The organism is Streptomyces sp. NPDC002602 (assembly GCF_042889445.1).
In the GTDB taxonomy this organism is placed as follows: domain Bacteria; phylum Actinomycetota; class Actinomycetes; order Streptomycetales; family Streptomycetaceae; genus Streptomyces.
The window spans coordinates 231,373-252,947 of sequence record NZ_JBIAQX010000002.1 but is presented as its reverse complement, the minus strand read 5'-3'; the positions used below and the strand labels follow the sequence as shown (position 1 = coordinate 252,947).

Annotated in this window: 18 protein-coding genes; 6 read left to right on the top strand and 12 right to left on the bottom strand. The window is 73.5% G+C overall.

Annotation, left to right across the window (positions count from 1 at the left end):
• Positions 1–28: 28 nt before the first annotated feature.
• The 3 genes from ACFYW3_RS06450 to ACFYW3_RS06440 form a co-directional block, all read right to left on the bottom strand.
• Positions 29–1,372: a DUF4352 domain-containing protein gene (locus ACFYW3_RS06450; protein WP_389385707.1), complete on the bottom strand. Its 1,344-nt coding sequence runs from the start codon at positions 1,370–1,372 to the stop codon at positions 29–31.
• A gap of 155 nt (positions 1,373–1,527) precedes the next feature.
• Positions 1,528–3,141: a multicopper oxidase family protein gene (locus tag ACFYW3_RS06445; RefSeq protein WP_351756880.1), complete on the bottom strand. Its 1,614-nt coding sequence runs from the start codon at positions 3,139–3,141 to the stop codon at positions 1,528–1,530.
• Between the two features lie 96 nt (positions 3,142–3,237).
• A complete protein-coding gene (locus tag ACFYW3_RS06440; protein WP_389385706.1) occupies positions 3,238–3,792 on the bottom strand; it encodes a hypothetical protein in 555 nt (184 codons plus the stop codon).
• Between the two features lie 107 nt (positions 3,793–3,899).
• Between ACFYW3_RS06440 and ACFYW3_RS06435 the strand changes: the two genes are divergently transcribed.
• Together ACFYW3_RS06435 and ACFYW3_RS06430 are read left to right on the top strand one after the other, a co-directional pair.
• Positions 3,900–4,601 (top strand): DUF998 domain-containing protein, encoded by a 702-nt coding sequence (locus ACFYW3_RS06435; protein ID WP_389385705.1) that lies wholly within the window; start codon positions 3,900–3,902, stop codon positions 4,599–4,601.
• Positions 4,602–4,629: 28 nt separating this feature from the next.
• Positions 4,630–5,688, top strand: coding sequence for an alpha/beta fold hydrolase (locus tag ACFYW3_RS06430; protein ID WP_389385704.1), 1,059 nt, complete (start codon positions 4,630–4,632; stop codon positions 5,686–5,688).
• Positions 5,689–5,770: 82 nt separating this feature from the next.
• On the opposite strand, the gene ACFYW3_RS06425 is transcribed toward ACFYW3_RS06430, so the two are convergent.
• The 6 genes from ACFYW3_RS06425 to ACFYW3_RS06400 form a co-directional block, all read right to left on the bottom strand.
• Positions 5,771–6,181, bottom strand: coding sequence for a VOC family protein (locus ACFYW3_RS06425; RefSeq protein ID WP_351756891.1), 411 nt, complete (start codon positions 6,179–6,181; stop codon positions 5,771–5,773).
• A gap of 10 nt (positions 6,182–6,191) precedes the next feature.
• Positions 6,192–6,632, bottom strand: a complete 441-nt coding sequence (locus tag ACFYW3_RS06420; RefSeq protein WP_351756893.1) for a helix-turn-helix transcriptional regulator — start codon at positions 6,630–6,632, stop codon at positions 6,192–6,194.
• A gap of 167 nt (positions 6,633–6,799) precedes the next feature.
• The gene (locus tag ACFYW3_RS06415) at positions 6,800–7,219 is read right to left on the bottom strand and encodes a CBS domain-containing protein (RefSeq protein ID WP_351756896.1); all 420 of its coding nucleotides are present in this window, start codon (positions 7,217–7,219) and stop codon (positions 6,800–6,802) included.
• 151 nt (positions 7,220–7,370) lie between these two features.
• A complete protein-coding gene (locus tag ACFYW3_RS06410; protein ID WP_389385703.1) occupies positions 7,371–8,105 on the bottom strand; it encodes a DUF305 domain-containing protein in 735 nt (244 codons plus the stop codon).
• A complete protein-coding gene (locus tag ACFYW3_RS06405; protein ID WP_351756899.1) occupies positions 8,102–8,755 on the bottom strand; it encodes a DUF3105 domain-containing protein in 654 nt (217 codons plus the stop codon). The genes ACFYW3_RS06410 and ACFYW3_RS06405 overlap by 4 nt, the downstream gene beginning before the upstream one ends.
• A 124-nt stretch (positions 8,756–8,879) precedes the next feature.
• Positions 8,880–9,287 carry a hypothetical protein gene (locus tag ACFYW3_RS06400; protein ID WP_389385702.1) on the bottom strand — a complete coding sequence of 136 codons (408 nt, stop codon included), beginning with the start codon at positions 9,285–9,287 and terminating at the stop codon, positions 8,880–8,882.
• A gap of 173 nt (positions 9,288–9,460) precedes the next feature.
• Between ACFYW3_RS06400 and glnA the strand changes: the two genes are divergently transcribed.
• From glnA to ACFYW3_RS06385, 3 genes are all read left to right on the top strand, one after another.
• Positions 9,461–10,822 (top strand): type I glutamate--ammonia ligase, encoded by a 1,362-nt coding sequence (gene glnA / locus ACFYW3_RS06395; protein ID WP_053682889.1) that lies wholly within the window; start codon positions 9,461–9,463, stop codon positions 10,820–10,822.
• 492 nt (positions 10,823–11,314) lie between these two features.
• Entirely contained in the window at positions 11,315–11,731 is a 417-nt protein-coding gene (locus tag ACFYW3_RS06390; RefSeq protein ID WP_389385701.1) for a hypothetical protein, read from the top strand.
• Between the two features lie 134 nt (positions 11,732–11,865).
• A complete protein-coding gene (locus ACFYW3_RS06385; RefSeq protein ID WP_389385968.1) occupies positions 11,866–12,447 on the top strand; it encodes a histone deacetylase in 582 nt (193 codons plus the stop codon).
• A 65-nt stretch (positions 12,448–12,512) separates the two neighbouring features.
• Here ACFYW3_RS06385 and ACFYW3_RS06380 read toward each other — a convergent pair whose 3' ends face one another.
• The 3 genes from ACFYW3_RS06380 to ACFYW3_RS06370 all read right to left on the bottom strand — a co-directional run bounded on the left by ACFYW3_RS06380 (position 12,513) and on the right by ACFYW3_RS06370 (position 17,386).
• Complete coding sequence (locus tag ACFYW3_RS06380) at positions 12,513–12,728, bottom strand: hypothetical protein (protein ID WP_351756909.1); 216 nt, start codon at positions 12,726–12,728, stop codon at positions 12,513–12,515.
• Positions 12,729–12,792: 64 nt separating this feature from the next.
• The gene (locus tag ACFYW3_RS06375; protein ID WP_389385700.1) at positions 12,793–14,886 is read right to left on the bottom strand and encodes a PIG-L family deacetylase; all 2,094 of its coding nucleotides are present in this window, start codon (positions 14,884–14,886) and stop codon (positions 12,793–12,795) included.
• Positions 14,887–15,151: 265 nt separating this feature from the next.
• Positions 15,152–17,386, bottom strand: coding sequence for a PIG-L family deacetylase (locus ACFYW3_RS06370; protein WP_389385699.1), 2,235 nt, complete (start codon positions 17,384–17,386; stop codon positions 15,152–15,154).
• 905 nt (positions 17,387–18,291) lie between these two features.
• On the opposite strand from ACFYW3_RS06370, the gene ACFYW3_RS06365 reads away from it, so the two are divergent.
• Positions 18,292–21,279: a bifunctional [glutamine synthetase] adenylyltransferase/[glutamine synthetase]-adenylyl-L-tyrosine phosphorylase gene (locus ACFYW3_RS06365; RefSeq protein ID WP_389385698.1), complete on the top strand. Its 2,988-nt coding sequence runs from the start codon at positions 18,292–18,294 to the stop codon at positions 21,277–21,279.
• The last annotated feature ends 296 nt before the right edge of the window (positions 21,280–21,575 follow it).

Below are 21,575 nucleotides of genomic sequence, written 5' to 3'. Positions count from 1 at the left end.
CGGCCCCTCTTCCGTTCCCGGAGGCGGGTCAGCCGATCGGCCCGGCGAACTTCACGGGGTCGAGCAGCAGTGCGGGGGAGATCTCCGCACGGAGGGTCTTGGTGCCCTTCGGCACCTCGTAGGCGGAGCTCCCGGTGGCGGTCGCGCCCGGTGCCACGGTCTGCGAGATCGCCTTGGGCATGTACCCGTCGAAGACGGTCTCGGCGGAGCGGCCCCGCTCGTCCGTGACGTCGGGCTGGAGGTAGATCACCGTGATGGGCTTCTTCGATGTGTTGGTGATCGTGATGTCGAACTTCACCGCGTTGTCGATGTCCGCGTGGCTCTTGGAGACGTACTCGACGGGTGTGGACAGGGACACCTTCAGGCCGTTCGCGTACGTGTGGCTCTCGCCGAAGGCCAGCGGGGTGCTGAACCCCGGGCCGGTGGTCGGCTCGTCGCCGGGCAGGCCGTACGGGGAGGAGAAGGACGGCGTGGGGTACGGCTCGTCCCACGAGCGGCCCGGCCGGCTGTCCACGGCCCTGTCGACCTTGTCGGCGACCTTGACGGTGAAGTAGAACCCGGCCACCGAGGCGAACAGGCTGAGCACGCCGAGGACGGTGCCCCACCACGACATCGCCTTGCGCGGGGCGCCCCGGGAGGCGCTGACCACGGCCGCGATGCCGAGACCGAGGCCGGTCAGACCGATGAGCGTGCCGAGCCAGAAGAAGAACGGGATGAGGGCCACCAGGACGGCGATGAGGCCGAGCACCAGCGAGGCGACGGCCAGACCGTTGCTCTTCTCCGGGACGGCCCCGGGGTATCCGGGGTAGCCCGGGTACCCGGGGTGACCCGGGTAGCCCGGAGGGCCGGGAGGGACCCCGTATCCGGGGGGACCCGTGTATCCGCCCGGCCCTGCGGACGGCGGCCCGGCGAAGCCCTGGTCGGCGGGTGCGCTCCAGGGGTTGGCGGGGTCGGCGGGGGCCTGCGGCCCGGGCGCGGGTGCGCCGAAGGCGCCGGCCGGCGGGCCGGGCGTGAGCGGTGCGAAGCCCGACGGCGCCGGTGGAGCGGTGACCGGCGGGGTGGTGACCGGTGGGGTGGTGACCGGCGGGGCGGCCGGGGCGGGCGCCGGCGGGGCGTCGACGGGCTCGGGCGCCGGGGCCTCGGCGGGCGTGGGTTCCTTCGTGAGGGACGGGCCCGGCGTGGGCGTGGCCTCCTTCGTGAGGGACGGACCCGGCGTGGGCGTGGGCGTGGGCTCCTTCGTGAGGGACGGGCCCGGTTCGGGCGTCTCGCTCGGCGACGGGCCCGGCGAGGGCGCCGCCTCGGGTATGGACGTTCCCGCGGGCTCCGTCGGCGGACCGGCGGGGCTGCTGGGCGGGTTCGGGGGCGTGCTCATGCCTGGGGGCGTCCTTCGGGGCGTGGCGGCGATGACCCCTCACCCTGCCACGCGCCCCGACCCCCTCCAACCCGATTCCGTCTCCCGGCCGGTGGGTCGGGAGACGGAACGGCGTTCACCCCGGGCGCTCTTGTCGCATCCCGCCGCCCGGACCGTCAGCGGCGGTAGCCCAGCACCGTCATCATCCCGGCCTCCGCGTGGTACACGTTGTGGCAATGCACCATCCACAGACCGGGGTTGTCGGCGTCGAACTCCGCCGTGAGGGTCCCGTTCGGCAGGATGACCGCGGTGTCCTTGCGCGCCCCGCCCGGCCTCGCGCCGAGGGCGAAGGTGTGCCCGTGCAGGTGCAGCGGATGCCACATCGTCGTGGAGTTGGTGAACTCCAGCCGGACCCGTTCGCCCGCCTTCACCGGATGGCGCCGGTCCGGCGCGTACGGCTTGCCGTCGAAGGCCCAGTCGTACGCCGCCATCCCGCCCGTGAGCCGGATCCTGATCGTGCGGTCCGCCGCCCGGGAGGCCATCACGGCCGGTTCGGCGGCCCGCAGCGCGTCCGCCGTCAACGGCCGACCGGCCAGTTCCGCGGGCCGGGTCGCGGCGGTCGGCGGCGCCCCCGCGCCGGTGCGGAGCACGGCGAGCGCCGAGGCGCCGTCGCCCTTGCCCTCGGCGAGCGCGGTCAGCGGGAAGACCCCGTCGCCGGCGGTGACCAGGACGTCGTACCGCTCGCCCATGCCCAACAGCAGCGAGCGGGCCGTGGCGTGCTCCACCGGGAAGCCGTCGGTGTGGGTGACCGTCAGTTCGTGCCCGCCGAGGGCGATCCGGTAGGCCGTGTCCCCGCCCGCGTTGACGATCCGCAGCCGGATCCGGTCCCCGGGCCGGGCGGTGAAGACCGACGGGTCCTGCGCCACCCGGCCGTTGACCAGGTGGTACGGGTACGCGACGTCGCCCGCGTCCTTGCCGAGGACGTCACTGTCCCCGCCCATCAGGACCCGGGACGGGCCGGCGCCCGCGTCGGGGGTCGGCATCGGGGCGGAGCCGTGCCCGGCATGACCGCCCGCACCGGCGCCGCCGCCCATGCCCTTGCGGAGTTCGGCGAGCACACCGTCCGGGGTCGACCCGTCCACACCGTCGAGCCAGTCGTCCAGGACGACCACCCACTCCTTGTCGTACGCGAGGGGCTCCCTGGGGTCCTCGACGATCAACGGGGCGTACAGGCCGCGGTCCTGCTGGACCCCCGAATGCGGGTGGAACCAGTACGTCCCCGGGTGCGGGACGGCGAACTCGTAGCGGAACGAGCCGCCCGGGGCGATGTCCCGCTGCGTCAGCCCGGGAACCCCGTCCATGTCGTTGCGCAGGGCCAGACCGTGCCAGTGCAGGGACGTGGCCCGCGGGAGGTTGTTGGCCAGGGTCAGGGCGAGGGTGCCGCCCGCGGTGACCCGGACCTCTTGGCCCGGCAGCCGGTCGCCGTACGCCCAGGAGCGCACGGTGCGCCCGCCGCCCAGGTCGAGCGGGGCGGCGGTGGCGGTGACGCGGACCTCGGTGCGCGGGCCGGCCGCCGCCCGGGCGGCCTCCGCGGCCCGGACCTCCGGACCGGCCGGGTCGACGTAGCCGTCGGGGGAGCCGGCGGAGGCGCCGCCGGGGTTGGTCGCGTCGTGGTTCATGGAGCCGTGGTCCGTGGCCGGGGCGCCGCCGGAGCAGGCGGCGAGCAGACCCGAGCCGGCGACGGCGAGTCCCGTGCCGAGCACGGCACGACGGGTGGGGAGGGAACGCATGGGTGCACCTCGCGGTGTGGCGATACGAGTGGATGGGCGCCGAGCGCCGCCGCCCCCACCGCCGTTCGGGCAGGCGGGGGCGCGGCGGGGCCCGCCCTATACGCGCAGTACCGCCAGCCGGAGCAGGAGTTCCCGGGGCGCCGGCGGATCCGGCCCCGCCGGGGCGCGCGCCGCCGTGCCGGGGCCGGCCTCGGCACGCACGGTGCGGCGCGTCGCCGAGCGGCCGAGCGCGAGGAGCACCAGCCCGGCCAGGACGGCCAGGCACACGGACATCGGGTCCATGGCGGGTCTGGGCGCCGGTCGGGCCTGCGGCCGGCCGGCCGCAGGAAGGTCCGAAGCGGTCGGAGGGTCCGAGGCCGCCCGAAGGTCCGAAGCGGTCGGATGGCCCGAAGCGGTCGGGAGGTCCGAAGCGGTCGGGAGGTCCGAGGTCGTCGGGGCCCGCGGCGCCGCCGCCGGTCCGGCGTGCGGCGACCCGGGGTGATGCGCCACACCCGGGTCCACCCGGGCAACGGAGTGGCCGACGGTCGCGTCCTCCCCGGTGTGGGAATCGGCCGGATGGCCCCACGTGTGCATCGTGACGATTCCCAGCAGCAGCACGGCGAGCAGCGGCAACCGGGGCCACCGGGCGGCTCGTCGGGCGCTGCGCGTCATGAACGGAACCCTACCCGGGGTGGGTATCCGACCGTCGGACCGGCCTCGTACCGATGAGGACCTCATACCCGATGAGGGCCCCGTACCTGCTTAGGATCAGTCGCACCATGTCCAGACAAGACTCGTCCGTGCGGAGCACCCTGCCGGTCGCCGTCCTCATCGGACTCGGCGCCACCGCCTACACCGCGTGGGTGCTCGAAGTCGTGCTCTCGACCGGCCTCAACCCCATCGAGACGTACGTCAGCGAACTCGCCGCACAGGACCAGCCCCTCGGCGGCCTCTTCCGCGCCACCGACTTCACCGCCGGTCTGCTCGTCTTCGCCGGGGGCCTGCTCGCCCTCCTGCGCCTCGCGCGGTACGCGGACTCCCGTCGGCCCTGGTCCGTCATCGGCTGGGCCGGCGTGACCCTCTTCGGCGCGGCCACCGCCGCCGACGCCTGGCTGCCGCTGAGCTGCCAACCCACCGTGGACCCCGAATGCGCCGCCCGGGAGACCGCCGGACTGGTACCGGCCACCCACCAGGCCCACGCCGTCAGCAGCAGCCTCGCCATGACCGGCGCCCTCGTCGGGATCGTGGCCCTGACCGTCGCCGCCCGCCGCTACGACCGGCTCGCGCCGCTCGCCCGGTACGGGCCCGCGCTCGTCGCCCTGGAACTGCTCGCCACCGCCTGGACCCTGACCGCCATCGCCATGTTCACCGCCGGGCGAGGCACGTGGGCGCTCGGAGCCGGCCAGCGGCTCCAGGTGCTGATCGTCGCGGTCTGGCTCGCACTGCTGGCGTACTCCGTGCACAAGGAGCGCCGTACTTGAGCCCGACCCACGAGGAGCGCCGTACTCGATGAGCCCGTCCACGAGCCCGTACACCCCGTTCACGAGCCCGTCCACGCCGTCCACGCCGTCCACGAGCGCGCGCGTGGGTCCCCGAGGTCTGTTCGTCCGCCCGGCGGGCGGTGACGGCGTCGTCCTGCACACCGTCGTCGAGGGCAGCGGGCCCGTCGTCGTCCTCAGCGCCGGACTCGCCATGGCCTGGTTCGACTGGGACCCCGTCGCGGAACTGCTCGCCGCGCAGGGCCGGACCGTCGTCACCTTCGACCGCCCCGGACACGGACTGAGCGGCCCGGCCCTCGCACCGGCCACCGCCGCCGGGGAGGCCCACCGGATCGCCGGGCTGCTGGACGCGCTCGGCCCACACCTCCCGGGTGCCGGGGCGGGTGCCGGGGCCGGTCCTTCGGGCGAAGGCGACCCGCGTACCGGGATCGGGCCGGTCACCGTCGTCGGGCACTCCATCGCCGGGTTCCACGTCGAGGCCTTCGCCCGCCTGTACCCGGAGCGGACCGCCGCCGTGGTCCTCGTCGACGCCAGCGTGGAGGAGGACCCCCGTACGGCCCTGCCCGCAGCGTGGCGCCACGGCGCCGCCCGCGCGCTCGGCCGCGCCGTGACCGCCGTCGGACTGCCGGCCGCGCTCGGCCCGGCCGCCCGCCGGAGCGTCGTGCGGGCGTCGCGGGTCGTCGGAGGCGACCCGGCGGCGCGGGACCTCGTACGCCGCTGCTACCGCACGGGCCGGGTCTGGCGCGGGGCCCTGCTGGAGAACGCCGGTTACCTCGACGCGGCCGCGGAGGTGCTCGCGCTGGGGGTGACGCACCCGCTGACCGTGCCCGCCACCGTGCTCGCCGGACACGACGGCACCGACGGGCGCGGGGCCCTGCGGTGGCTCGACCGGCAGGCGGGCCTGGCCGAGCGGCTCGGAGCCCGCCTCGACGTCGCGGAACCGGCCGGGCACCTCGTCATGATGGATCGCCCGCACCAGGTGACACGGGCGATCCTCGACGCGACGGATCCGGACCGGCGGACGGGCAGGGACACGGGCCGGGAGACCGGCAGGGACACGGGCCGGTAGACGGGCAGGGACATGGGCCGGGCCCCCTCCGGGGACTCCTGACCCGCGCCGGTCGGCCGGCAGCCCCGGCCCGGCGGGCGGCCTACGCCTTGGGGGCCTGCGAGATCCGCACCATGTTCCCCGACGGGTCCCGGAAGGCGCAGTCGCGCGGACCCCAGGGCTGGTCGATGGGCTCCTGGAGCACCTCGGCGCCGGACGCCCGCAGCTTCTCGAAGGTCGCGTCGAGATCCCCGGCACGGAAGACGGTCATCGGCAGGAGCCCCTTGGTGAGCAGCTCCTGCAGGGCGTCCCCGTCGGCCTGCGAGCGGCCCGCGTGCGGTTCCGAGAGCACGATCTCCAGGTCCGGCTGGTCATCGCTGCCGAGGGTGACCCAGCGGAACCCGCCCGAGGCGACGTCGTTGCGCGACCTCAGGCCGAGGGCGTCGCGGTAGAACGCGAGCGCCTCGTCCACGTCGTTGACGGTGATGTGGCAGTACTGAAGTGAGATGGTCATGCGATCCACGCTAGGGCGCCGGGTCGCGGACCGCTTCTCCGTTCCTGCTCGGCAGGTCCCGGGTCGGCCTGGTCGTCAGTTTCGCCACGCACGCGGGCATCGCCGCGACGGCCTCGTGGTCCCGGGCGCGGTACGCGCTCGGCGTCTCTCCCACCAGCTCGGTGAACCGCGAACTGAACGAGCCGAGCGAGGTACAGCCGACCTCCATGCACGCGTCCGTGACGCTCGCCCCCGCGCGCAGCAGGGCCATGGCGCGCTCGATGCGGCGGGTCATCAGGTAGCTGTAGGGCGTTTCGCCGTACGCCGCGCGGAACCGGCGCGAGAAGTGCGCCGGCGACATGAGCGCGTGCCGGGCCATCGTCGGCACGTCGAGGGGACGCGCGTACTCCCGGTCGATCAGATCCCGTGCCCGGCGCAGGTGCGCGAGGTTGGCGAGATCCTGGGAATCCATGGGAACGACGGTACACCGGGCCCCCGGGCAACGTTCCTGACCTGCGGGGACGGACCGCGGGTACGGTCGTCGGAGGGCGGCCATCGGAGGGCGGCCATCGGAGAGCGGTCGTCGAAGGGGGCGTCGGAGGCGGTTGTCGGAGGGGCGCGGGCGGAGTGTCCGGGCGGCTACCGGCCGGCGTAGACCTGCTCGGCCCAGGTCGCGATCTGCTCGTCGGAGAGGTGCTTCGCCAGATCGGCCTCGCTGATCATGCCGACCAGCTTCTTCTCCCGGATCACGGGAAGCCGCTTGATCTGGTGGCTCTGCATCTCCTCCAGCACCTCGGAGACGTCCGCGCCCGCGTCGATCCAGCGCGGAGTGCCCTGGGCCAGGTCGCCGCACGTGATCTTCGAAGGGTCGCGGCCCTTGGCGACGCATCCCACCACGATGTCCCGGTCGGTCAGGATGCCGCAGAGCCGTTCCTCGGTGTCACTGATGGGGAGAGCGCCCACGTTGAGCCGTGCCATCAGTTGGGCGGCCCGGTCCAGGGTCTCGGTGGCGGGGATCCACTGGGCCCCGGGGTGCATGATCTCGCCGGCGGTGGTCATCGCGTCAACCTCCTGAGCGCGTCGTGACGAGGCGGGCACGGGAGCGTCCGCCCCGGGCGTCCTCGTCCTCGTGCGGCTGTTCGCACCACCCGGTGCGGGCACGCCCGTACGGGTGAGAGGTCGCCTCCCACCACCGTACGAGCGTGTCCCGTCAGCCGCGCGGCGCGGCCCCGCGCCGCTTCAACATGTCCGCCATCAGCGTGAGCTCCGACTGCTGCGCCTCGACCATGCCCTCGGCCAGCTTCCGCTCCGCCGGGGTCTCGCACAGTGCGGCGCAGCCCCGGGCCATGGCGACCCCGCCCTTGTGGTGATCGGTCATCAGCCGGAGGTACAGCACCTCCGCGTCACGGCCCTGGAGCGTCCCGAGCTTCGTCAGTTCCTCCTTGGTGGCCATGCCGGGCATCAGCGCGCCGGGCTTGGCCGCGCCCATGTCGTGACCGCCCATGTCGTGACCCTCCATGCCGGCCGCACCGCCGTGGCCGGCATGTCCGTCGCCCGATCCTCCGGTGCCCATCCAGGACATCGGCGGCTCGTCCGCGAGCACCTTCGGCAGCCCCCACAGGTCCAACCAACCCAGCATCATCCCGCGCTGGTTGGCCTGCGTGTTGGCGATGTCGTAGGCGAGGCTGCGCACCGCCTCGTCCTCGGTGCGGTCGCGGACGATGAAGGACATCTCCACCGCCTGCTGGTGGTGCACCGACATGTCCCGGGCGAAGCCCGCGTCCGGCGAGTACAGTGCCGGCGCGCGGGAGGACGTACCGCGCTCGCGGTCGCCGTCGCCGCCGCTCGCGGTGGCCACCGTGGCGCCCACCGCGAACAGCACGGCGAGGACGACGGCCGCACCGGACACCCAGTACGTCCGGTGCGCGCCGCTCGCGCGGGTCACTTGTCGGCCAGTCCGTTGGTGCAGGCCGCGCCCGGTTCGGGGGTCTGCGGACCCTGCACGTACTTGGTGAAGAACTGAGCGACCCGCGGGTCGTCCGCCTTCTCCACCGTCAGTTGCTTGCCCCACGCGCTGAGCATGATCGCGCCGGCCTGCTCCTTGACCGGGCTCATCATCGTGTACGGGGTCTTGCCGACCTTCGCGGCGAGCGTGTCCACGTCCGCCTTGGCGGCCTTCTCGTTGTACGTCACCCAGACGGCGCCGTGCTCCAGCGAGTGGACGGCGTTCACCTGCGGCAACGGGTTCGCGTAGACGTCGCCGTCGCAGTTCGTCCAGCGGGGGTGGTGGTCGCCGCCGACCGGCGGGTTCATCTCGTACTTCACGACCGTCTCGACGTGGTTGCGACCCAGCTTCTTCGCGTCCCAGGTCTGCTCGCCGCTCACCGGCGCCTTGCGGGCCGCCTCGTCGTTCTTCTCCTTCTGCTTCTGGCTGAGCAGCACCCACGAGCCGAAGCCCACGAGCGCCGCCACGACGGCCGTGGAGGCCGTGATCGCGATGATCTTGTTGCGCCGGTCGCGCGCCTTGTCCGCCCGGCGCATCTCGGCTATGCGCGCCTGGCGGTCGTTCTGGTCCGGGGAGGTCCTGCTGGCCATGTGCCCTGGTTCCTTCTGCTGAGGGGGGTGGAGGGGGTGTCCGTCGCGCCTCGATGCCGGGCGCGGGACAGAGTGCCGCGTTGCCCGGCGCCGCACACGGGTGCCGCGCTCGGCGTCGGACCCGTCAGGTCCGCAGTACCTGGAGAACGTGCAGGTCGGGGGCGCGAGCCAGCGTCCCGGGCGGGCGGATCGGCCCGGTGCGCGCAAGCTCCGCGACGGCCGCGGACCCCGCCTGCGACACGGTCACGGCGGGCGGCGGGGCGGGCAGTACCGCCGGGGTCACATGGGAGTGCGGGGCGCAGCCCAGAAGCTCGTACGGGGCCACGCAGACGGCGTGCGGCGCGCCCGGCACGCCCGGCGTGCCGTGGGCCGCGAGCCGGGCGTGTCCCACACCGGGCTCGGCGTGTCCCACACCGACCCGCCCGCAGAGGAACACGGCGCCGCACAGCACCCCGAACGCGAGCAGCAGCACGGCACGCCGAGCGGCGGGGGCGCCGTGGCCCCCGCGTTTCCCGTGCTTCCAGCCCCCCATGGGCGCAGATGGTAATGCTCACGACCGCCCCGAGGTCAGTGCGGGGGTGCCACGAGCTTTCCGGGGTGCGTAATGTGGCGGAAACCACGGGTGGTGATACTGGACCGGCCCGACTGTGCTCCCCCCTCCGGGGGAGGTGGTGCACAGGCCGTCTGAACTGCGAGGATGAAGGCATGGACAAGCAGCAGGAATTCGTCCTCCGGACGCTCGAGGAGCGCGACATCCGCTTCGTGCGCCTGTGGTTCACCGACGTACTGGGCTTCCTCAAGTCCGTCGCGGTCGCGCCGGCGGAACTGGAGCAGGCCTTCGACGAGGGCATCGGCTTCGACGGCTCCGCGATCGAGGGCTTCGCCCGGGTCTACGAGTCCGACATGATCGCCAAGCCGGACCCGAGCACGTTCCAGATACTGCCGTGGCGCGCCGAGGCACCCGGGACCGCGAGGATGTTCTGCGACATCCTCATGCCGGACGGGTCCCCGTCGTACGCCGACCCCCGCTACGTCCTCAAGCGCATCCTGAACAAGACCTCCGACCTGGGTTTCACCTTCTACACCCACCCCGAGATCGAGTTCTTCCTGCTGAAGGACAAGCCGCTGGACGGCACCCGCCCCGTCCCCGCGGACAACTCCGGCTACTTCGACCACACCCCGCAGAACGTCGGCATGGACTTCCGCCGGCAGGCCATCACCATGCTCGAATCGATGGGCATCTCCGTCGAGTTCAGCCACCACGAGGGCGCCCCCGGCCAGCAGGAGATCGACCTCCGCTACGCCGACGCGCTCTCCACGGCCGACAACATCATGACGTTCCGTCTGGTCATGAAGCAGGTCGCGCTGGAACAGGGCGTCCAGGCCACCTTCATGCCCAAGCCCTTCTCGGAGTACCCGGGCTCGGGCATGCACACCCACCTCTCCCTCTTCGAGGGCGACCGCAACGCCTTCTACGAGTCGGGCGCCGAATACCAACTCTCCAAGGTCGGCCGCTCCTTCATCGCGGGCCTGCTGCGCCACGCGGCCGAGACCGCCGCCGTCACCAACCAGTGGGTGAACTCCTACAAGCGCATCTGGGGCGGCTCCTCCCGCACCGCGGGTTCCGGCGGCGAGGCCCCCTCGTACATCTGCTGGGGCCACAACAACCGCTCCGCCCTGATCCGCGTCCCGATGTACAAGCCGGGCAAGACGGGCTCCTCGCGCGTCGAGGTCCGCTCGATCGACTCCGGCGCCAACCCGTACCTGACGTACGCCGTACTCCTCGCGGCCGGCCTCAAGGGCATCGAGGAGGGCTACGAACTCCCGGCGGGCGCCGACGACGACGTCTGGGCCCTCTCCGACGCCGAACGCCGCGCCATGGGCATCGAGCCCCTCCCGCAGAACCTCGGCGAGGCGATCTCCCTGATGGAGCGCAGCGAACTGGTCGCGGAAACCCTGGGCGAGCACGTCTTCGACTTCTTCCTGCGCAACAAGAAGCAGGAGTGGGAGGAGTACCGCTCGGAGGTCACGGCCTTCGAACTCCGCAAGATGATGCCGGTGCTGTAACCGCAGGTCAGAGCCCCATGCAGGGGCATGCGTGACACTTCGGGCCGGTGGTCGATGACCACCGGCCCGAAGCCGTCTCGGGACCCCTGGGCCGTCCGCGGGTGGTGTGCCCGGGGGCCCGCACACAGACAACGGGGGCTGACCGGCTGCCGCCGGCTCAAACCATCGCTACGAACGCCGCCCCCGCAACTGCCTCGGACTCGGATGCGCCGGAAGCCGTGCCGGCCCTGTGGTTGTCCGCCGCCCACGGGGACTTCTCTCGGAGTTCCATGACGGACATGGAAGCGGAGGCGCGTGGGACCCCGCCGACGAACGCGGCGATTCAGTCCCGGCCGCCCCCCCCGGCCGCCCCCCGGCCGCCCCCCCCGGCCGTCTCTCGGCCGTCTCGGAGTTGAGGTGGCACCGGGGTTCCGTAGGGTGTTTCGGGAGCGGACGCGGCGGTGAGAGGCCCGGTCGCGTGTCCGTCAATCGCATGCGGAGTTGGGGCGAGACATGGCAGTAGCGGATCCGGTGGCGCCCGGTGCGTTCTGGTACGCAGTCCGCTGTGTGTTCCAGTGGGCGGACGACGTGGGTGCCCCGTACGAGGAACGCCTCACCTTGTGGCGGGCCGGGTCGATGGAAGAGGCCATCTCCAGGGCCGAGGCCGAAGCGTGGCGGTACGCCGAGGAGAACGACCACCGGTACCTGGAACTGGCACAGTGTCACCGTCTGGACGTCGACGGGCGGCCCGGCGACGGGGACGAGGTCTTCTCGCTGCTGCGCGACAGTCTCCTCGACGCACGGTCCTACCTGGACCGTCACTTCGACACCGGCGGGGAACACCAGGGCTCCACCGAGACGACCGAGACCGCCGAGACGACCGAGACCGCCGAGACCGCCGAGACGACCGCCGCGACCGGCGAGGGCTGAGCCTTGGGTCGGTCGGGCGCGGGGTTGCGGCCGGTGTGGGGGAGGATGGGGGCGTGAGTGTGCACGCCGTGGTTCCGCTCGGGGTGGGGACGGGTGCTCCCGTACGGGTCTGGTACGCGTCCTACGGCTCCAACATGCACATGGACCGCCTCGGCGCCTACCTCGCCGGGGGTCGGCCGCCCGGGGCGACGCGGACCTATCCGGGCTGTCGGGACCACCGTGCCCCGGAACGGTCGATCGCGGTGGAACTCCCCGGGTGCCTGTACTTCGCGACCGAGTCCGCGGTGTGGACGGGCGGGCGGGGCTTCCACGATCCGACGGCGCCCGGCCGGACGCGGGCCCGCGCGCACCTGATCACGGTGGGCCAACTGTCCGACATCGCGGCCCAGGAGATGTACGGGACGCCCGGAGTCGACCTGGACCTGGCGCCGGTGTTGCGTGCGGGGCGGCACGCGGTGGGACCGGGGCGGTACGAGACGCTGATCTGTCCCGGCGCCGTCGACGGTATCCCCGTCCTGACGTTCACCGCGCCGTGGGCCCTCGCCGACGTCGAACACCTGCCGCCCTCGGCCGCCTACCTGCGGTACCTGGCCGGCGGGCTCCTGGAGTCGGGGCCGTGGCAGGAGCAGGACATCGCCGACTACCTGGCGGCCTGTCCGGGAGCGGCCGGCCACTGGACCCCGGCGCGCATCCTGGAACTGCTGACGGACGGATGACGCGGCACTCCCTGCCGTCACCTCACTGTCGCATCACCGCCCATCACCGCCGCATCACCGCCGCGTCACGTCAGCGGGCCCTCGGGCGGGGAGAGCAGCGGGGAGGCGGCGGCGTGCTTCGCGCACGCCGCCCACCAACTGTCGCCGCCCGCGTCGGTGACCCGCACGCTCCACTCCACGCGGCCGGCGCAGGGGGCGCCCCACGTGCACTCGCCGCGCGCGGAAGCCGTGCCGGCCCGATGGTTGCCGGCCGCCCACGCGAGTTTCTCTCGAAGTTCCATGACGCCCAGTCAAGCGGACGAATGGGCGGGCCCGCCGGCGAAGCCGAACATCGGGCCGGCCGGCTCACGCGGGCCGGGGGACCGCGCGGTGCCAGAGCGGGTGGGCGGTGCCGGCGGCCGGGGTCGTGGTGACGTGGAGGTCGGCGTCCAGGCCCAGGACCGCCGTCGTCGTGGTGCCCGACGGGTCGAGGACACCCGACGGGGCGCCCGCGTAGAGCATCCTGGACTCCGTCCACGCCGGCGGCCCGCCCGCGGAGGTGGTGCTGATGGTGCCGGTGTCCGCGCGGCCCGACAGGAACCGGCCCGCGACACCGACCGCGCCGTACCCGGCCCGGCCGCCCACCTCGGTGAGGCTGGACACCACCGGCTTGCCGGGGCCCGCCGTGACCAGGGCGCTGCGGACCACGCCCGAGTCGGGGCGGCGGAAGTAGAGGCGTGCGCCCGCCGCTTCGGGGACCGCGGTGAGGGGAACCGTGGTGGCCGGCAGGTGCGTCGGGAACGGGCCCCGGAGCGGGGCGTCCGGGGTGGGCTGCGTCCACGCCAGGACGGTGCGCGAGGTCGTCGCGTACACGTGGTGGCGCCCCGCCGAGTCCACCACCGTGACCGGGTCGCTCTGGAGGTCCTGGCCACCGAGCCGCTGCCAGGCGGTGAAGCCGCCCGACGGCTGCTCCGTACGGGCCCGCAGGGTGCGGCGCGCGTCGCGGACGTACACCGTCAGGCGGCCGTCCCGCCCGAAGGCCGCCGCGGGTGCGCTGATCGCCGACGTGCCGTGCTCGTCCTCCGCCTCGGGGGTGCCGAGCGAGCGCCAGTCCCCCAACGGGCCACCCGGCGCGGCCTGGACGGCGTACACGATCTCGCGCCGGTAGTCCGCCGCGGCGGGACCGACGACGGTGCGGGTGGCGAGGACGGCGACGCGGCCGTCGGGGTGCCGGGCGGTGCTCGCGCCCGGGTCGATGCCGGTGCCGGGGAGGAGCGTGGGGCCCGCCCAGACGCCGGCCGGGTCGCGGGTCCAGACGGCCATCCGACCGTCCAGCGGGGCGAAGGCGTACAGGCTGCCCGGCGCGCCCTCGACCAGCCAGGAGGTGCTGTCGGCGCGGGCGTAGCGCAGCGACTGGGCCCAGTTGCGGCCGGTGGGGCTGCCCGCCACCTTGCGGTCGCCGCAGCCCGAGGGGCTGCCGCAGTAGTTCTCCATGTCCTGCCAGGCGTACGTCTTCAGGTAGCCGACCTTCGTGGCGACCGTCTGAGGATCGAGCGCGTGCGGGAGGGTGCCGTTGTGGTAGCCGAGGTAGTTCTGTACCGAGAAGTGCGGGCGGTCGCTCACCTGGAGGGCGTACGCGGCGGTGGCGGCCTGCGCGAACCGCGCGGTGTACATGTGGTCCTGGTGGTCGGTGTACTTGCCGGTCGTCTCGTAGCGGCCCGGTGTCGGGTCCTGCATGCGTATCGTCGTCGGCTTGTACCGGGCCAGCACCCCGGCCAACGTCCGTATCAGTTGGTCTTTGGTGAACGTGTACGGCTGCTTGATCGGGCTGCCCGAGGCCAGTTGGGAGCCGAGCGCGGATATCTTCCCGTTCCACAGGCCGCGCAGGCTGACCGGATTGTCCGCCGCCGGGTTGCGGGCCTCGCGCAACTGGAGCCAGATCAGGTTGATGTGGGGCATGGCCACGAGGACGTCGAGTTCGACGTGACCGCCGCCCGCGGTGGGCAGGACCGTGCGCTTCCACGGACTCGCGCGGTCTCCGGTGGCCATCTGCGCGTACGTGCAGCGGATGCCGTTCTGTCGGGCCTCGGCGTAGTGCGCGCGGTCGGCGGGCTGCGCGGGGTCCCTGGCGGCGCCGCCGCGCGCCTGGTTGCGCCCGTCGGCCTCGCCCGAGGTGAGGTAGAGGGTGGTGAGCGGGGTGCCGGCCAGCAGGGACCGGCTGAGGTCCGGGTTCATGAAGAACAGGTCGTCGTCGGGGTGGGCGACGATCTGGACGACCGAACCGGCCGTGGTGCTCGCGGGGACGACCGGGGTCGGGTCCTTCTCCTGGCCTGCGCCGGGGCCGGTGCCGGCCCCGGCGGAGGTCTGCCGTTCGGTGGCGACGGCGATCACTCCCGTGGCGCCGACGGTCAGCACGGGGAGCAGCGCGGCGAAGAGGAATCGGCGACGGGTCGTCGGCATCGGTCACGCCTTGGGTTCGTTCCGGGCGGGAAAACCGCTGAGCAGGTGGGTCGATCAGTGAGAGGTCAATACGGCGAACTTGGTTCACCGAAGTGACCGACCACTCCTGCTTTCCGGAAGTGACCGGAGCTGATTGCGCCTTGTGTGATTTTGATCCGCTTTTGCGCTCAAAATCCGGAGTCGATTCGTCCGGATTTCGGGTGGGCATGTGCTCCCGTGTGGGTCGTTGGCGGGAGTTCGGGCGAATCGCCCGATGGGGCGCCCGCTACGGGCGGGTCTCGGGCGGCCCGACCGGCGTCCACGGCGCCAGGTACGCCTTCGGGTCGTCCGTCGAGGAGGTCACGTACAGTCGCGCGTCGAGCCCGACCACCGCGAGGCTGACCATGTTCCGCCCGATCGTGGTGCTGGACGGGGCGTCCACGAACATCAGCGGCGACCGCTGCCACTCCTGCTCCGGACCGAGGTCCGAGCTCAACCGTCCACCCGAGGAACGGCCCGCCAGCAGGTGCCCGCTGGCCGTCACCGAGCCGAAGCCCTGGAGCCCGCCGAGGTCGGTGAGGTTGTTGACCTTGAGACCGCCGTCGCCCGTCAACAGGGCCGTGCGGACGTTGCCCGACCCCGGCTTGCGGAACCACAGTCGTACGCCGCCCTCGCGGCTCTCCGCCGTGATCGGGAGCGTGGTGGCCGGCAACCCGGTCGGGGTGACGCGGCCCAGCGGGGCGCCCGGCTTCGGCTGCACCCAACCCACCACCGTCTTCGCCGTGGTGGCCAGGACCATCCGCCGACCGGCGCCGTCGATCGCGGTGACCGGCGTGCCGTGCAGGTCGGAGCCGCCGTACCGCTCCCAGGGGCCCCAACTGCCGTTTGCCGCCCGCACCCGCCCGCGCAGGGTGTACGCGCCGTCGCGGACGTACGCCGCCAAGTGGCCCGCGCCGTCGAGGGAGACGGCGGGCGCGCTGATGTCGGAGGTGCCGTTCACATCGCCCGCCTCGGGCGTACCCAGCGACTCCCACTCCCCGAACAGCTCTGAGCCTGGCGCCTGTTGGGTCGAGAACACGACCTCGCGCCGGTAGTCCGCGGGCTTGGGGCCGAAGGTCGTGCGGGTGGCGAAGGCGGCGATCCGCCCGTCGGCCAGCGTAACGGTGGAGACGCCCGGGTCGATGCCCGTGCCGGCGAGCAGGCGCGGACCGGTCCAGGGGCCTATCAGACCGTTCCGGTGCCAGACGGCGACCTGGCCGTCGAGCGCCTTGAAGGCCCACAGGCCGTGATCCTTGTCGGAGGTCAGCCAGGAAGTGCCGGTGCCTCCGGCGTAGTTGATGGACTGGGTCCAACGGTTGCTCGACGCGTGTTCGGTGATCTTGAGGTCGCCGCAGCCGGCCTCGCTGCCGCAGTGGTTGTCCTTGTCGGCCCAGGCGTAGGCGTGCAGGATGTCCAGCTTCGCCTGGGCCTCGTTCGGGTCGAGGGTGCTGGGAAGCGATCCGTTGAAGTACCCGAGGTAGTTCTGCACCCCGAAGTGCGGGCGGTCCTTGACGTCCTTCGCGTACGCGGCGGCGGCCATCTGGACGAAACGGGCGCCGTAGAAGTGGTCCTGGTGGTCCGCGTACTTCTTGTTGGCGATCAGCCGGCCGGGGGTGGGGTCCTGCGAGCGGATGGTGGTCGGCTTGTACCGCTCCAGGACGCCCACGAGGGTCTGGACGACCTGGTCCTTGGTGTACGCGAAACCCTGTTTGACCGGAGAGCCGGAGGCGAGCACCGACCCCAGTCGCGGGGCCTTGCCGTCCCACAGTGCGTGCAGGCTCTCGGGAACGTCGGCGTAGACGTTGTTGGACTCGCGCATCTGCAACCAGACCAGGTTGACCTCGGGCTTGGCCACGAGGATGTCGACCTCGGCGTGGCCGCCGCCCTTGGTCGGGACGACGGTGCGTTTCCACGCGCTGCCGAGGTCGCCGGTGGCCATCTTCGCGTAGGCGGACCGGATGCCGTTCTGGCGGGCCTCGGCGTAAGCGGGCTTGTTCGGCCGGGTCGTGGCCACCTTGCCGGCGCGGCCGTTGACCCCGTCGGCCTCGCCGGAGGTGAGGTACACGGTGGTCACGGGGTGACCGGCGGCTATGGAGTACTGGAGGTCCGGGTTCATGAAGTACAGGTCGTCGTCGGGGTGGGCGACCACCTGGAGCACCCGGCCCGGGTCGGGCAGGTCCGCGGCGCCGACGGTGGCGCCGACGCCGGCGGGCCGGGAGTCGGGGGAGCCGTCTGCGCCGAGGGCGGTGAGGGCTTCGCCGCCCCGGAGCGCGAGCATGCCGCCGGCGGCGGTCGCCGCGCAGAGGGCGACGACCTTGACGAGGGTGGCGACGCGGCGATGGGCGGCGGTCACCGGTCCGGCCGAGAACTCCGCGTCCGGCTCGCCCGAGCGGGCGGCGCGATCGAGCGGGGTCCCCGCGGAACGGGACTCCGGCCGCTCCAAGTCGGCGTCGGCCGCCGCGGCGCGTCGGGCCGTGGGCACGGACGGTGCGGAGGGTGCGGAGGGTGCGGAGGGTGCGGACGGTGCGGAGGGCGCGGAGGGCGCGGAGGGCGCGGAGGGCACGGAGGGTACGGACGGTACGGAGGGCGCGGAGGGCGCGGACTGTGCGGAGGGCACGGACGGTGCGGGCCGGCCGGGAGCCGCCTCCGCCGGTCGGGGGGAACGCCGGGGGGCGGGGAAGGCCACCCGGGCCGGGACCTCGCCCTCGGCGGGCCGGTACGCGGACTGCCCGGGCCGGTGAGCGGTCTGCCCCGGCCCCGGCCGAGCGGGTGCCCGGTCCGCGGGGTGCGCGGTGTGGCCGAGCCGGCGGGCGGGCGGGGGCTGGTGGCCGATGTCCGCGGAACACGCGGGACAGGAGGGGCCGGTGGGACGCACGGAACCCGTGGGACGCACAGAACCCGCAGGGCGCACAGAACCCGCGGGACGCACAGAACCCGTGGAGACCGCAGAGTCCGTGGGGCCTGTGGTTCCCGCGGAGCCCACGGTGCCCCCGGAGCCCGCGGGTCCGGCGGTGCCGCCGAGATCACTGGTATCACCAAGGCTGGAGAGGCACATGGGGCAGGTGGGGCTCAGGGGTCTGGTGTTACTGGTGGGGCCCGTGGGGTCTGTGTGATCAAGGAGGTGGCGTCCGTCGGACATGGGGCTCCTCGTAGCCGATCGGGCGGGGAGCGGGCCCCTGGACGTAGATGATCGCGCGACGGCGGCAGGCGCGCGGATCTCTATAGGTATTCAGATAAACAGACAATCCTCCCCATGATATGTGCCACCATGCCGCCCCCCGCCCGCCCCCGCCCCCCGCGTCCCGGTGAGCCGAACGCCCGCTCCGGCTAGGCTCGCCCCCAGAGCCGGCCGGGCCACCGGCGGCGACGCACGCGGGAGGCGGCGGGATGACAGTCCCGGGACGCAGGAGCAGCACCTTCATCCGGCTGCTCCGCAGCGGGTTCACCGACCCCTCGGGCGCCGCCCGACTCCTCGACGCGGACGCCCTGTCGGCCGTTCGGGCCGACCCCGTGCTCCTCGACGCTCTCGGGGCCACCGCCGACCCCGACCTCGCCCTCCTCGGGCTCGTCCGGCTCGCGGAGGCGCAACGGCCCGAGGAACTCCGTGTGCTCCTCGACACACTCGTCAGCGCCAAACCGCTGCGCGACCGACTGCTCGGCGTACTCGGCGCCTCAGAGGCCCTCGGCGACCACCTCGCCCGCCACCCTCAGGACTGGCAGGCTCTGGTCACCTACGAGGCGGCCGACCTCCACCCGGGACTCGCCGAGTTCGAGCGGGGGCTCGCCGACGCCCACGACCCCGTGCAACTGCGCGTCTCCTACCGCCGCTGCCTGCTCTCCATCGCCGCCCGCGACGTCTGCGGCACCACCGACGTCCAGCAGGTCGCCGCCGAACTCGCCGACCTCGCCACCGCCACGCTGCGCGCGGCCCTGCGCATCGCCTCCGCCGCCGCCCCCGAGGACGCGGCCCGCTGCAGACTCGCCGTCATCGCGATGGGCAAGTGCGGAGGCAACGAACTCAACTACGTGTCCGACGTGGACGTGATCTTCGTCGGGGACAGCCCCGACGGCGAGGACGAGGGCCGGGCCCTCCAGGCCGCCACCCGCCTCGCCTCCCACCTGATGCGGATCTGCTCCGAGACCACCGTCGAGGGCGCCATCTGGCCCGTCGACGCGAACCTCCGCCCCGAGGGAAGAAACGGTCCGCTGGTCCGCACCCTCGCCTCCCACCTCGCCTACTACCAGCGCTGGGCCAAGACCTGGGAGTTCCAGGCCCTCCTCAAGGCCCGGGCCGTCGCCGGCGACGAGACCCTCGGCGCCGAGTACATCGACGCCATAAGCCCCCTCGTCTGGCAGGCCGCCGAACGCGAGAACTTCGTGCCCGACGTCCAGAAGATGCGCCGCCGCGTCGTCGACAACATCCCCGCCGCCCAGGTCGACCGCGAACTCAAACTCGGCCCGGGCGGCCTGCGCGACGTCGAGTTCGCCGTGCAACTGCTCCAACTCGTCCACGGACGCACCGACGCCACCCTGCACTCCGGCACCACCCTCGACGCCCTGCACGCCCTCGCCGCCGGCGGCTACGTCGGCCGGGCCGACGCCGCCCAGCTCCACGACGCGTACCGCTTCCTGCGCGCCATGGAACACCGCATCCAGCTCTACCGGCTGCGCCGCACCCACCTCGTCCCCGAGGACGAGAACGACCTGCGCCGCCTCGGCCGCTCCATGGGCCTGCGCACCGAACCCGTCGCCGAACTCAACAAGGCCTGGCGCCGACACGCCTCCGTGGTCCGACGCCTGCACGAGAAGATCTTCTACCGGCCGCTCCTCGACGCCGTCGCCCAGCTCGCGCCCGGCGAGGCCAGGCTCTCCCCGCGCGCCGCCGGCCAGCGCCTCGAAGCCCTCGGCTACGCCGACCCCGCCGCCGCCCTGCGCCACCTCGAAGCCCTCGCGTCCGGAGTCAGCCGCAAGGCCGCCATCCAACGCACCCTGCTCCCGGTCATGCTCGGCTGGTTCGCCGACTCGGCCGACCCCGACGCGGGCCTGCTGAACTTCCGCAAGGTCTCCGACGCCCTCGGCAAGACCCCCTGGTACCTGCGTCTGCTCCGCGACGAGGGCGCCGCCGCCGAGAACCTCGCCCGCGTCCTGTCCGCCGGCCGGCTCGCCCCCGACCTGCTGATGCGCGCCCCCGAGGCGGTCGCCCTGCTCGGCGACCCCGAAGGCCTCCAGCCCCGTACCCACGAGGCCCTGGAACAGGAGGTGCTGGCCGCCGTCAACCGCGCCGAGAACGCCGAAGCCGCCGTCGCCGCGGCGCGCGGCGTGCGCCGCCGCGAACTGTTCCGCACCACCGCCGGCGACATCATCGGCTCCTACGGCACCGAGGACAACCCGGCCGAGGAGGACCACGGGGCTCTCGTCGACCGGGTCGGCTCCGCCGTCTCCGACCTCACCGCCGCCACCATCGCGGGCGCCCTGCGCGCCGCCGTGCGCGAGCAGTGGGGCGACACCCTGCCCACCCGGTTCGCCGTGATCGGCGTCGGCCGCTTCGGCGGTCACGAACTCGCCTACGGCTCCGACGCCGACGTCCTGTTCGTCCACGAACCCCGCGAGGGCGTCGACGAACAGGACGCCGCGAAGGCCGCCCAGGCCGTCGTGTCCGAGATGCGCAGACTCCTCCAGTTGCCGTCCGCCGACCCGCCGCTGCTCATCGACGCCGACCTGCGCCCCGAAGGCCGCTCCGGTCCACTGGTGCGCACCCTGCCCTCGTACGCCGCCTACTACCGCCGCTGGTCCCTGACCTGGGAGTCCCAGGCCCTGCTGCGGGCCGCGACGGTCGCCGGCGACCAGGAACTCGGCTCGCGCTTCATCGACCTGATCGACCCCCTGCGCTACCCCGTGGAGGGCCTCGGCGACGACGCCGTACGGGAGATCCGCCGACTCAAGGCCCGCATGGAGTCCGAGCGGCTGCCGCGCGGCGCCGACCCCACCCTGCACACCAAACTCGGCCGGGGCGGCCTCAGCGACGTCGAGTGGACCGTCCAACTGATGCAGATGCGGCACGCCTGGGCCGAACCCGGCCTGCGCACCACCCGCACCCGCGAAGCCCTCGCCGCCTCCCACGCGGCCGGGCTGATCCCCACCGAGGAGGCGCAGATCCTCGACGAGGCATGGGTGCTCGCCACCCGGGTCCGCAACGCCGTGATGCTGGTCCGCGGCCGGGCGGGCGACACCTTCCCGTCCGAGGCGCGCGAACTGGCCGCCGTCGGCCGCTACCTCGGCTACGCCGAGGGCACCGCCGGCGACATGCTGGAGGACTACCGCCGCATCACCCGCCGGGCCCGCGCGGTGGTGGACGAACTCTTCTACGGCTCCTGACCCCGGCCCCCGGTCCCGTTCGCAGGCCCCGGTCCCGCCCCCGCCGGTCAGGCGGGCGGGGCCGCCAGGAGACCCCGGGCGTACGCCGGGAACGCGGGCCCCGAACGCCGGAACCGCCGCCCCCGGCGACCACCCCGGTCCCGCGCCGCGCCACCCTCGGCACCGCCGACATCTCCTTCCTCGTCGTGTCGGCCGCCGCCCCGCTCACCGCGATGGCCGGCGTCGCCCCGCCGCCATCCTGCTCGGCGGCATCGGAGCCCCCGCCGGATACCTCCCCGTGGCCGTCGTCCCCGCCC

Bases quoted from the DNA above. Each gene is read 5' to 3' on its own strand.
- ACFYW3_RS06450 (WP_389385707.1), bottom strand. From the start codon at position 1,372: ATGAGCACGCCCCCGAACCCGCCCAGCAGCCCCGCCGGTCCGCCGACG.
- ACFYW3_RS06445 (WP_351756880.1), bottom strand. From the start codon at position 3,141: ATGCGTTCCCTCCCCACCCGTCGTGCCGTGCTCGGCACGGGACTCGCC.
- ACFYW3_RS06440 (WP_389385706.1), bottom strand. From the start codon at position 3,792: ATGACGCGCAGCGCCCGACGAGCCGCCCGGTGGCCCCGGTTGCCGCTG.
- ACFYW3_RS06435 (WP_389385705.1), top strand. From the start codon at position 3,900: ATGTCCAGACAAGACTCGTCCGTGCGGAGCACCCTGCCGGTCGCCGTC.
- ACFYW3_RS06430 (WP_389385704.1), top strand. From the start codon at position 4,630: ATGAGCCCGTCCACGAGCCCGTACACCCCGTTCACGAGCCCGTCCACG.
- ACFYW3_RS06425 (WP_351756891.1), bottom strand. From the start codon at position 6,181: ATGACCATCTCACTTCAGTACTGCCACATCACCGTCAACGACGTGGAC.
- ACFYW3_RS06420 (WP_351756893.1), bottom strand. From the start codon at position 6,632: ATGGATTCCCAGGATCTCGCCAACCTCGCGCACCTGCGCCGGGCACGG.
- ACFYW3_RS06415 (WP_351756896.1), bottom strand. From the start codon at position 7,219: ATGACCACCGCCGGCGAGATCATGCACCCCGGGGCCCAGTGGATCCCC.
- ACFYW3_RS06405 (WP_351756899.1), bottom strand. From the start codon at position 8,755: ATGGCCAGCAGGACCTCCCCGGACCAGAACGACCGCCAGGCGCGCATA.
- ACFYW3_RS06400 (WP_389385702.1), bottom strand. From the start codon at position 9,287: ATGGGGGGCTGGAAGCACGGGAAACGCGGGGGCCACGGCGCCCCCGCC.
- glnA (WP_053682889.1), top strand. From the start codon at position 9,461: ATGGACAAGCAGCAGGAATTCGTCCTCCGGACGCTCGAGGAGCGCGAC.
- ACFYW3_RS06390 (WP_389385701.1), top strand. From the start codon at position 11,315: ATGGCAGTAGCGGATCCGGTGGCGCCCGGTGCGTTCTGGTACGCAGTC.
- ACFYW3_RS06385 (WP_389385968.1), top strand. From the start codon at position 11,866: ATGCACATGGACCGCCTCGGCGCCTACCTCGCCGGGGGTCGGCCGCCC.
- ACFYW3_RS06380 (WP_351756909.1), bottom strand. From the start codon at position 12,728: ATGGAACTTCGAGAGAAACTCGCGTGGGCGGCCGGCAACCATCGGGCC.
- ACFYW3_RS06375 (WP_389385700.1), bottom strand. From the start codon at position 14,886: ATGCCGACGACCCGTCGCCGATTCCTCTTCGCCGCGCTGCTCCCCGTG.
- ACFYW3_RS06365 (WP_389385698.1), top strand. From the start codon at position 18,292: ATGACAGTCCCGGGACGCAGGAGCAGCACCTTCATCCGGCTGCTCCGC.